Here is a 9,775-nt window from a genome sequence, read left to right as displayed (position 1 = left end):
TTAGGCGGACAAAGATCCGCCCAATACTCAAAATTTCTTCCTATGGGCTTCGTCAATATGCTGACCTTTAGTTAACGTTACGTTAACTATTTTAATAAATAAATATTTTGCGGAGAAGTAATGCAGGCAAATTTGAGTATCAAGGGTATTACGGTTCAAAATATTTACTCGCAGTACTTGCTTGGTTATTATTTGATCAATCGAAGGTATCAGCGAAAACTTGTTTGGAGTATTGATGAGAAAGCGAAATTTATCGATTCTATTCTTAATGGGTACCCTATACCCATGATATTAGGTGCAAACTATAAAAAAGCGGACGACAGCAATGCACTAGAAGTATTGGATGGAATGCAAAGATTGAATGCGGTAACGTCATTTATTGAAGGTGAGTTTTCGGTTTCGTCGCATTACTTCAATTTAGAGGCCATTGCTCAGACGAAAGCAAAAAAGGACTCCGGAGAACTAATTCAGAAGGAGCCGGCATTGCCTATCGACGAGTGTGCAAAAATACTTGATTATCCGGTGCCCTTCTCAATTTTTGATGAGAGCGAGCCCTTAAAGCTCGATGAGAGCTTTCGAAGAATAAATACGGGCGGCAGGACTCTTTCAAAGCAAGATGTTCGCCAAGCCGGCTCGCTTGGATTAATTCCAGAATCCATAAATGAAGCGGCAATATATATCAGAAAGGACAGCTCTCACTCAAATTTCGTTGATCTTCGGAATATGAGAAGTATTAGTCTAAGCAACAGAGGGCTTGCTTATGGGATAAATTTGACTGATATATTTTGGGCGAAGCACGGAATAATAACGCAAGACAATATCAGAATGTCCCGTGATGAAGAGCTGGTTGCGCACCTGCTTTCATATATTGCGGATTGCGTCGGCGCCCAAACTACCTCTCATTACTTGGATGAGATATATGACAGCCAAACAAATGAAGCGGAACAGCTTGCGAGGCAAATCAATAAATTAGGCAAGGAGACGCTACTTCGACATTTTAAGCACGTTTTTGAGGAGTTGAAAAAAACAATTGAATGTCGCGATCAAAATTTTAAAAGCCTTGTTTTTAAAGGTAAGCCAAATAAGGTGACGCAAGTCTATCAAGTGATATTCATTGCTATGCACAAGGCTATAATTCAAGAAAATCTAAAAATAGCTAATTATGAGAATTTGCAGTCCTCTCTTGAAGGCATCTTTGATGCACACCTCACATCACTAAATTCAGATCAAAAGTGGACCGCTCAAGAAAGAGAGGCTCTTTCTAATGCAGTCCTGGGTGTTATCAGGAAAAATTTTGCACCAAAGGTTGGCATTGATCGTAATTTAAGTGGTTGGGTGGAAAATCTTGAGAATATTCTCAATGAATCCAGGACGGAGCAGGTCTGTTATGATTTTAAGATGGGATTTTGTCAGATAACTGGCGCGCAGAGCCCGTTTTTGCCAAAGGTGGTCAGTAAAATCGTAAAGACTCTTACTGCGATGACGAACACCAAGCCGGGGGAATGTTACGTCATCGTGGGTGTTGCTGACAAAGAATCAGATGCATTAATACACGACACCCATTTTGGATCCACGAGTGTCAGATACAAAACCTTTTTCATAACTGGCATAGATGAAGAAGCGAAAATGTATCATGGGGATTTAAGCCAACTTGAGCAAAAAATAATTCAGCAGATAGATAAGGAGCCTATATCCGACGAATTCAAGGCGCAGATCAAGGCAAACTTGGTCACTTTTAGCTATGGGGCAAAAGAGATCTGCCTCTTTAAGGCTGTGCGTGGGACTGAACCGGCAATGTATCATGAAAAATTTTACGCAAGAGCACTTTCTCATAATGAGGAAATTGAATCGACAAAATATTTCACATTCTTCAAGATGTTTGAAAAAGACTCGGCTCTTGCTCAAAAATAATGGCAGCGCAGATCGCTGTTCTGATATTATATTTTGATAACCCGCCAGTTTCTTATGGCTATGGGGTAGTCGCTACAATGCAGATGCCTTGTCGAGCGCATTAAGCAGTGTTCTCCAATGCAGTCATTTAAAATAAAAACGCCAGCATTTGCTGGCGTTTTTCCTGGTTTGGATGTTTGATTAACTAACTTTCTGCACTATCTTAATAATGCTGGAAAAATCCAGCCCCCCATGCCCCGCCAGGCTGTGCGCCGCATACAGATTGCGCGCCATGCCCCCCAGCGGCGTGGCCGCCTTCACCGCCATCGCGTTCTCCTGCGCCAGCCCTAGGTCCTTGAGCATCAAGTCCGTGCCAAAGCCACCTGCGTAACCCTTGCTGGCGGGCGCGGTTTCCATCACGCCGGGGAAGGGGTTGTACTTCTCCAGCGCCCAGTTGCCGCCCGAGCTGCGGCGCATGATTTCGCTCAGCACCTTGGGGTCCAGGCCGTTGGCGACGCCCAGGGCAATGGCTTCGCTGGTGCCGGCCATCAGGATGCCCAGCAGCATGTTGTTGCAGATCTTGGCGGTCTGGCCTGCGCCCACGCTGCCAGCGTGGAAGATGTTGGCGCCCATTTTTTCGAGCACGGGGCGGGCGCGTTCCAGGTCGGCCGCATCGCCGCCCACCATGAAGGTGAGGGTGCCTGCAATGGCGCCGCCGGTGCCGCCCGACACGGGTGCGTCGATGAAGGCCACGCCCTTGGCCTTGGCGGCCTCGGCCACCTTGCGGGAGGTGGCGGCTGCGATGGTGGAGCAGTCGATGATCAGCGTGCCCGCAGGCAGCTGGGCCAGCAGCTCGCCCGCGCCGAGGAACAAGCCTTCCACATGCTGGCTCGCGGGCAGCATGCTGATGACGACTTCGGCGCCTGCGACTGCCGCCTTGGCATCGGTGGCGATGGGCACGCCGTCTGCGGCCAGCTTGTCGCGGGCGGGTTGCGAGAGGTCGAACGCGCGCACTTCGTGGCCTGCCTTGTGCAGGTTGTGTGCCATGGGGCCGCCCATGTTGCCGAGGCCGATGAATGCGATTTTCATGGTGTGTTGCTCCTGGATGTCGTTGTGATGGTGAAAGAAAAAGGGTTCGGATTTGGTATGAATTTGATAGCTACCAGCGCATATTCATCTAGCGCTTGAGCCCAAAAATATCTGAAATCAATCGGTGATGTCTGCTCCGCGGCCCGCCAGCTCAGCGCGGAGCACCGACCGGTGGCAGCGCGCTTCGTCCTCGCAGTAGCAGCCCAGCGACATTGCGCTGTGGTGCGACAGCGCGGCCAGCAAATCCAGCGTGCGGCTGGCCTCGGGCTGGGCCAGTTCTTTGCGGAACTGTTTAGCGAAAGCCTCCCAGGCCTTGTCGCCTTCTTGGCCAGTAGGCACCTGCTGGCCCTGGGCCATGAGGTCGGCGCTGGGCGAGAGCAGGGGGTACCACACGTCGTAGTAGTCGCGGCTGGCGAACTCGGCCTTGGGCACGCCACGCGGCGGGCGGCGCACGGTGCCAATGCGGGTGCCTTCCCCGGCGGCGCGCGGGGTGCCAAGGCGGACGATGCGAAGGGGCATGGTGGGGCTCCGGGTGGGGTGTGGAGGGGTGAGTCAGTCGTCGGCTTCGAAGATGCTGTGCTTCTTGGCGGCGGGCTTTTTGGCAGGAGGCTTGGCGGTCGTGCTTGTCGCGCCTTTCGTGCGCGTGCCTGTTGCTGCGACTGTCTTGGCAGTAGCTGGCCGGGCTTTGGCGGCATCCCTTTTTTTCTTGGGCGGTGCCGCCTTGGCGTGCGGGTTGTAGGCCAGTGCTTCGTCGATCCAGAAGCTCCATTGCGCCCGGGTGGAAAAGCCGTTGGGCTCCACCCAGAAGTAGCCCTTCATCCCGCCGTCGGGTGACAGCTCGCGCGTGTTCTGCATCTCCTGCAACTCGCCGTGCCGCTCCGGAGGTAACCGCACCAGCAGCTCCTCGCCCTTGACGGCGATGCACATCTTGCCGTCCACGAAGAAGGCGTGCGTTCCAAACAGGGCACGCTCTTCCACATCGCTGCGGTGCGCGAGCGCCGTGCGCACGGCGTCGATCAGGTGCAGGGTTTCGTCGGACAGCGGGCGGGCGGGCATGGTGTGAGTAAAAAAATGCCGGTAGCGCTAGTGGAATATGCCTGAATAGCTATGAATGTTGTAGCTACCGGATGGCCTCGGTGGCGTCCCCATCCAGCATGCGCCGCGCAATGATCACGCGCATGATTTCGTTGGTGCCCTCCAGGATCTGGTGCACACGTGCGTCGCGCAGCAGGCGCTCCAGCGGGTATTCGCGGATGTAGCCGTAGCCGCCGTGCAGTTGCAGGGCCTCGTTGACCACGGTAAAGCCTGCGTCGGTGGCAAAACGTTTGGCCATGGCGCAGTAGGTGGATGCGTCGCGGGCACCGGCGTCCAGCTTGCTGGCGGCCAGGCGCACCATTTGGCGGGCTGCGACCAGTTCCGTTGCCATGTCGGCCAGCTTGAACTGCAGCGCCTGGAAGCTGGCGATGGGTTTGCCAAACTGTTTGCGGTCTTGCATGTACTGCTGGGCGGCGTTGAGCGCGCCTTGGGCCGCCCCCACCGAGCAGGTGGCGATGTTGATGCGGCCGCCGTCCAGGCCCTTCATGGCGATCTTGAAGCCTTCGCCCTCGCGGCCCAGCAGGTTTTCGGCGGGGATGCGCACGTTGTCAAAGCTGATGGTGCGCGTGGGCTGGCTGTTCCAGCCCATCTTCTGTTCCTTCTTGCCGTAGCTGATGCCGGGCGCATCGGCGGGCACGGCAAAGGCGCTGATGCCGCTGGCGCCCGATTGCGCATCGCCGGTGCGGGCCATGAGCACCAGCACGTCGGTGCTGCCTGCGCCGCTGATGAAGGCCTTGCTGCCGTTGATGACGTATTCGTTGCCCACCAGCTCGGCGCGTGTCTTGAGCGAGGCGGCGTCGGAGCCCGCGCCAGGCTCAGTCAGGCAGTAGCTGGCTAGCTTTTCGCCCGTGGTGAGCAGCGGGCCCCAGTGGTCGCGCACGGCGGGCGTGGCCCAGGTGCCCAGCATCCAGGTGGCCATGTTGTGGATGGTGATGAAGGCGGTGGTGCTGGGGTCGACGGCGGCCATTTCTTCAAAGACCAGCGTGGCGTCCAGCCGGGGCAGGGCTAGGCCGCCGGCGGCTTCGGGTGCATACAGGCCACAAAAGCCCAGCTCGCCCGCCTTGGCGATCGCCTCGCGCGGGAAGATGCCTTCCTCGTCCCAGTGCGCGGCGTGGGGTGCGAACTCAGCTTGTGCAAAGTCGCGGGCCGTCTGGGCAAAGGCGCGTTGTTCTTCGGTGAGTTCAAAGTCCATGGTGTTCTGTCTCGTCGTCGGTTCTTGTTGTTCTGGCGGCCTTGCTCAGGGCTTGGCGGACGGGTGGTCCAGCGTCAGCCAGCGCATCAGGCCTTTGCGGCGCGCCTGGGTCTCGGCCGTCAGGCACTCGTGGTACAGACGCGGCCACTGGGGTTGCGATTCGTTGCTGCGCTGCGCCTGCTTGCAGCGCGTGGTGCGCTCACGCTGCCAGGCCGTGTGCTCCTGCCGCAGCTGGGGCCGTTCGTGGGCCGACAGGGCGCGCATCACGTCGCCGTAGAGGATGGCGATCTCGGTGTCTGCCGCCTGGAAGGCTTGCACGGCGCAGGCGTTGGTTTCTTCCACGGTGCCACCGGGTTTGCAGGCGGCACCGGCTTGCGCGTGGGCGTCGGCCCCGATCAGCATCACGCTCGCAGCACCGAAGACCATGGCCCATCTCTGCATCGTTGTCTGAAAAGTTTGCATGCCCTGCTTTTACCACCGCGCACAGCGGTTGAAACCGGCGCGAACAAAGGCGAGGTAGCCGCGCAAGGGCCGCCAGTCCCCGGGGCAGGCGCTGGCTGCGTCCCCCTTCCGCCTCGCGCAGCGATGCAGAGAAAGGGGGAAACGGCGCAGCCGCTCAGGGGGTTACTTCAAACTGATTGTGGTGTTCACACCATGCGAGATGGTGCTGTCGTCAAACCAGCGCGCCGTCACGGTCTTGGTCTGCGTGTAGAACAGCACGACCTGCTTGCCGTAGGGGCCCAGGTCGCCCAGCTTGGAAGCGCGCGAGCCCGAGAACGAGAACAGGGGCACGGGCACAGGGATTGGCACGTTGATGCCGACCTGGCCCACGTCGATCTCTTCCTGGAACTTGCGGGCTGCCGCGCCCGACTGGGTGAAGATGGCGGTGCCGTTGCCGTTGGGGTTGTCGTTGATGAAGGAAATGGCTTCGTCAATGTCGGCTGCGGCCGACAGGCACAGCACGGGGCCAAAGATTTCCTGGTCGTAGATGCTCATGCCGGGCTTCACGCCGCTGAACACCGTGGGGCCCACAAAGTTGCCCTTTTCGTAGCCAGCCACCTGCGGGTTGCGGCCGTCCAGCTCCAGAGTGGCGCCGTCGGCAATGCCGCGCTCGATCAGGCTCTGCACGCGGTCCTTGGCGGCGCAGGACACCACGGGGCCCACGTCCGTGCCTTTTTCCACACCGGCGCTCACCTTCAGGGTCTTGGCCTTGGCCACCAGCTCGGGGATCCACTTTTGCGCCTCGCCCACCAGCACCACCACCGACAGCGCCATGCAGCGCTGGCCTGCGGCACCAAAGGCAGCACCAGCCAGGGCGTTCAGGGTTTGTTCCTTGTTGGCGTCTGGCATCACGATGGCGTGGTTCTTGGCACCCATCATGCATTGCACGCGCTTGCCGTTCAGGCTGGCGCGGTTGTAGACGTGCGTGCCCACCTTGGTGGAGCCCACGAAGCTGATCGCCTTGATGTCCTTGTGGTCGCAGATCGCGTTCACGGCCGCTTCGCCACCGTGGATCACGTTGAGCACGCCAGGGGGGATGCCCGCTTCAAGCGCCAGCTCCACCAGGCGCATGGTCACCATGGGGTCTTGCTCGGAGGGCTTGAGCACGAAGGTGTTGCCCGTGGCAATGGCCATGGGGAACATCCATAGCGGGATCATGGCGGGGAAGTTGAAGGGGGTGATGCCTGCGCATACGCCCAGGGGCTGCAGCAGCGTGTAGGTGTCCACGCCACCGGCCACGTTGTTGGCCAGCTCGCCCAGTTGCAGGTTGCCGATGCTGGCCGCGTGCTCCACCACTTCGAGGCCACGGAACACGTCGCCTTCGGCATCCGGCAGGGTCTTGCCCTGTTCGGCCGTGAGGATGGCGGCCAGTTCGGCCATGTTTTCGCGGATGAGCTGCTGGTACTTGAGGAAGATGCGGGCGCGGGTGCCGATGGGGGTTTTCTTCCAGGTCTTGAACGCTTCCTTGGCCGAGGCCACTGCGGCATTGATTTCATCGGCCGTGGCAAACGGCACGCGGGCCAGCACTTCTTGCGTGGCGGGGTTCACCACGTCACGCCACTCGGTGGACTTGGATTCGACGAACTGGCCGCCGATCAACAGCTTGACGGTGGGGGCCAGCACGGCCTGGGAGGTGGGTGCATTCATCGGTTTGTCTCCTGGAAAAAGCGGGCAAAGGTGCGGGCAGGGTGCCCAGAACTTCGCCATCCTAATTGTGCAGAATTGTCTGCACAATAGACAATGATGCGCACAAGGTTTGCAAAAATGCACATCGCTGCTTTTGCCTCCGACCTTTGCGTATCCTGGTTTGCGTAATGCTCACTGATTCAAGGACTACCCCATGGACTGGGACAACCTGCGCTACTTTCTGGAGTTGGCCCGCGCCGGCACGCTGGTGGGGGCTGCGCGCCGCTTGGCCGTAGACCACACCACGGTGGCGCGCCGCCTGCAGGCGCTCGAAAAGCAGGTGGGTTCCGCCCTGTTTGCGCGCGAGGCGGGCGGCCACCGGCTGACCGAGGCCGGGCGCGCACTGCTGCCCCAGGTCGAGGCCATGGAAGCCGCCTTTCTGGCGGTGGAAAGCGCCGCCCCCGGCGTGCGCCAAGGCCTACATGGCTTGGTGCGCATTGGAACCACCGAGGGCTTTGGCAACCTGATCCTGGCGCCCCAGCTGGCCCGGTTTGCGCTGGATCACCCCGGTTTGGTAGTGGACCTCCTGGCCCTGCCGCGCCTGGTGCACCTGTCGCGCCGCGAGGCCGATATCGTCATCTCGCTGGAGCGACCGGCCCGCGGCGCGGTGGTGGTCGTGAAGCTCACCGACTACGTGCTGCAACTGTATGGAGCGCGCAGCTACCTGCAGCGCCATGCCCCCATCCACACGCCGGACGACCTGCGGGGCCACACCTTCATCAGCTACGTGGACGACCTGCTGTTCAGCAAGGAGCTGCAGATCCTGGACGAGCTGCATCGCCCCGCGCATTTCGCGCTGCGCAGCACGAGCATCCTGGCCCAGTACGAAGCCGCCCGCGTGGGGGCGGGGCTGGCTGTGCTGCCCGCCTTTGTGGCAGCGCAAGATCCGTCGCTGGTGCCTGTGCTGCCGGGGGGGGCACGCTTTCAGCGCACCTTCTGGATGTCCATGCCTGGCGACAACAAACATGTAGCCCGCATGCAGGCCACGTGGGCATTTTTGCGGGAGGCGGTGGCGGCTCAGCAGGGGTTGTTGTTGCCGCCGGCGGATGGACAGTGAATTGCTTTTGCTACTGTATTTATAGCTTTTTGCGCTTTTGAGATAAGCGTTATAGGCCATTTTGGCTTGATATCGAAGGGCAAAAGATGGCAGTGAAAAATCAATCGGGATCTGAGACTTGAGCCCCGTGCCACATCCCAGCCCGCTTCGCGTGCGTCAACGCGCTGCGGCGCTGATCCAGAGCAAAGGCCGCGTACTGCTGCACCGGGTGGCGGGTGACGCTTTCTGGGCGTTGCCCGGGGGAGGTATCGAGGCGGGGGAAACAGCAGCACAAGCGCTGGTCCGTGAACTACAGGAAGAGCTGGGCCAGCCCGTGGAGCCCGGCGCATTGGCCTGTGTCGTGGAAAACTTCTTCACGTACGTTGGCACCGCGTACCATGAGATCGGGCTGTATCTGCACGCTACTCCGCTGCCCGGAAGCCTGTTGTTGTCGCGCCCGGGGCCCTATGCGGGCGTCGAAGGATCGCGCGTCCTGGAGTTCGCGTGGTTCGGGCCGGGCGAACTGGAGGGCATCGACGTTCGGCCTGCACTTCTGGCAGCGCACCTGCGGCACTGGCTGGTGCACGGAAGGGCTGAGGTCGCGCACATCGTTCACCGTGACCCGGGCTTCTGAAACCGCACCGCCGGGACTGCGATATTCGATCTTTGAGGGCTGCGCTGCGCCATGATGGAAGCTGTGCGGCGATTTGATACGGTCTAGCGCTTGGCATTTATTCGCTGGGAAATCCTGTGACTCCTTCAGAACTGCAAACCTATCTGCACCAACACATCCCTCTGTCCCAGGCCATGCAGGTCACCGTGGTGGAGGCATCGCTGCAGCAAGTGGTACTGACTGCGCCCCTGGCGCCCAACATCAACCACCGCGAGACGGTGTTTGGGGGCAGCGCTTCGGCTGTGGCCATTCTGGCGGCGTGGTCGATGCTGCACCTGGGGCTCAAGGCTGAGGGGCTGGGCAGCCGGCTGGTGATCCAGCGCAACACCATGGACTACCTCATGCCCATTGACGGCAGCTTCACGGCTGTGGCGCTGGCGCCCGCGCGTCCAGCCTGGGAGTCGTTCACCCGCATGATCCGCCGCAAGGGCCTGGGCCGGATCACGCAGGCCGCAGCGCTGCACTACCAGGGGCAGGTGGCGGGGGCGCTCGCTGGCGAGTTTGTGGCCTTTGGGCCGGGTCATGCGTGAAACATGAGCGGTGTGGCGCCCCTGCATGAGCGGCCAAACTCGCCCCTTTAGCCCCTGCTGATCCCGCCATTGCCCGCGCTCCA

At 59.6% G+C, this 9,775-nt stretch carries 10 protein-coding genes; 4 read left to right on the top strand and 6 right to left on the bottom strand.

Annotation, left to right across the window (positions count from 1 at the left end):
• Positions 1–120: 120 nt before the first annotated feature.
• Positions 121–1,911: a DUF262 domain-containing protein gene (locus N4G42_RS14335; RefSeq protein ID WP_108498503.1), complete on the top strand. Its 1,791-nt coding sequence runs from the start codon at positions 121–123 to the stop codon at positions 1,909–1,911.
• Positions 1,912–2,091: 180 nt separating this feature from the next.
• Here the strand turns inward: N4G42_RS14335 and mmsB are convergent, their stop codons facing one another.
• From mmsB to N4G42_RS14305, 6 genes are all read right to left on the bottom strand, one after another.
• Positions 2,092–3,042, bottom strand: coding sequence for a 3-hydroxyisobutyrate dehydrogenase (gene mmsB, locus N4G42_RS14330; RefSeq protein ID WP_255581686.1), 951 nt, complete (start codon positions 3,040–3,042; stop codon positions 2,092–2,094).
• A 54-nt stretch (positions 3,043–3,096) separates the two neighbouring features.
• Positions 3,097–3,498 carry a DUF488 domain-containing protein gene (locus N4G42_RS14325; RefSeq protein ID WP_056644821.1) on the bottom strand — a complete coding sequence of 134 codons (402 nt, stop codon included), beginning with the start codon at positions 3,496–3,498 and terminating at the stop codon, positions 3,097–3,099.
• A 33-nt stretch (positions 3,499–3,531) separates the two neighbouring features.
• On the bottom strand, positions 3,532–4,035 hold the full coding sequence (locus tag N4G42_RS14320) for a TfoX/Sxy family protein (RefSeq protein WP_260667657.1): 504 nt from the start codon (positions 4,033–4,035) through the stop codon (positions 3,532–3,534).
• A 64-nt stretch (positions 4,036–4,099) separates the two neighbouring features.
• A complete protein-coding gene (locus N4G42_RS14315; RefSeq protein WP_260667656.1) occupies positions 4,100–5,266 on the bottom strand; it encodes an acyl-CoA dehydrogenase family protein in 1,167 nt (388 codons plus the stop codon).
• Positions 5,267–5,311: 45 nt separating this feature from the next.
• On the bottom strand, positions 5,312–5,707 hold the full coding sequence (locus N4G42_RS14310; RefSeq protein ID WP_260667655.1) for a lysozyme inhibitor LprI family protein: 396 nt from the start codon (positions 5,705–5,707) through the stop codon (positions 5,312–5,314).
• A 183-nt stretch (positions 5,708–5,890) separates the two neighbouring features.
• Positions 5,891–7,414, bottom strand: coding sequence for a CoA-acylating methylmalonate-semialdehyde dehydrogenase (locus N4G42_RS14305; RefSeq protein ID WP_260667654.1), 1,524 nt, complete (start codon positions 7,412–7,414; stop codon positions 5,891–5,893).
• Between the two features lie 193 nt (positions 7,415–7,607).
• On the opposite strand from N4G42_RS14305, the gene N4G42_RS14300 reads away from it, so the two are divergent.
• The 3 genes from N4G42_RS14300 (at position 7,608) to N4G42_RS14290 (ending at position 9,692) form a co-directional block, all read left to right on the top strand.
• On the top strand, positions 7,608–8,510 hold the full coding sequence (locus N4G42_RS14300) for a LysR family transcriptional regulator (RefSeq protein ID WP_260667653.1): 903 nt from the start codon (positions 7,608–7,610) through the stop codon (positions 8,508–8,510).
• Positions 8,511–8,637: 127 nt separating this feature from the next.
• The gene (locus tag N4G42_RS14295) at positions 8,638–9,123 is read left to right on the top strand and encodes an NUDIX hydrolase (RefSeq protein WP_260667652.1); all 486 of its coding nucleotides are present in this window, start codon (positions 8,638–8,640) and stop codon (positions 9,121–9,123) included.
• Positions 9,124–9,239: 116 nt separating this feature from the next.
• Positions 9,240–9,692, top strand: coding sequence for a thioesterase domain-containing protein (locus N4G42_RS14290; RefSeq protein ID WP_260667651.1), 453 nt, complete (start codon positions 9,240–9,242; stop codon positions 9,690–9,692).
• Positions 9,693–9,775: the final 83 nt, after the last annotated feature.

The sequence above is a fragment of the Acidovorax sp. K2F genome, from assembly GCF_025246485.1.
Taxonomy (GTDB): domain Bacteria; phylum Pseudomonadota; class Gammaproteobacteria; order Burkholderiales; family Burkholderiaceae_C; genus Acidovorax; species Acidovorax delafieldii.
The sequence above is the reverse complement of the archived record's forward strand: the minus strand, read 5'-3'. Positions and strand labels throughout refer to the sequence as shown.

Bases quoted from the DNA above. Each gene is read 5' to 3' on its own strand.
- N4G42_RS14325 (WP_056644821.1), bottom strand. From the start codon at position 3,498: ATGCCCCTTCGCATCGTCCGCCTTGGCACCCCGCGCGCCGCCGGGGAA.
- N4G42_RS14335 (WP_108498503.1), top strand. From the start codon at position 121: ATGCAGGCAAATTTGAGTATCAAGGGTATTACGGTTCAAAATATTTAC.
- N4G42_RS14305 (WP_260667654.1), bottom strand. From the start codon at position 7,414: ATGAATGCACCCACCTCCCAGGCCGTGCTGGCCCCCACCGTCAAGCTG.
- N4G42_RS14320 (WP_260667657.1), bottom strand. From the start codon at position 4,035: ATGCCCGCCCGCCCGCTGTCCGACGAAACCCTGCACCTGATCGACGCC.
- N4G42_RS14300 (WP_260667653.1), top strand. From the start codon at position 7,608: ATGGACTGGGACAACCTGCGCTACTTTCTGGAGTTGGCCCGCGCCGGC.
- N4G42_RS14315 (WP_260667656.1), bottom strand. From the start codon at position 5,266: ATGGACTTTGAACTCACCGAAGAACAACGCGCCTTTGCCCAGACGGCC.
- N4G42_RS14310 (WP_260667655.1), bottom strand. From the start codon at position 5,707: ATGCAGAGATGGGCCATGGTCTTCGGTGCTGCGAGCGTGATGCTGATC.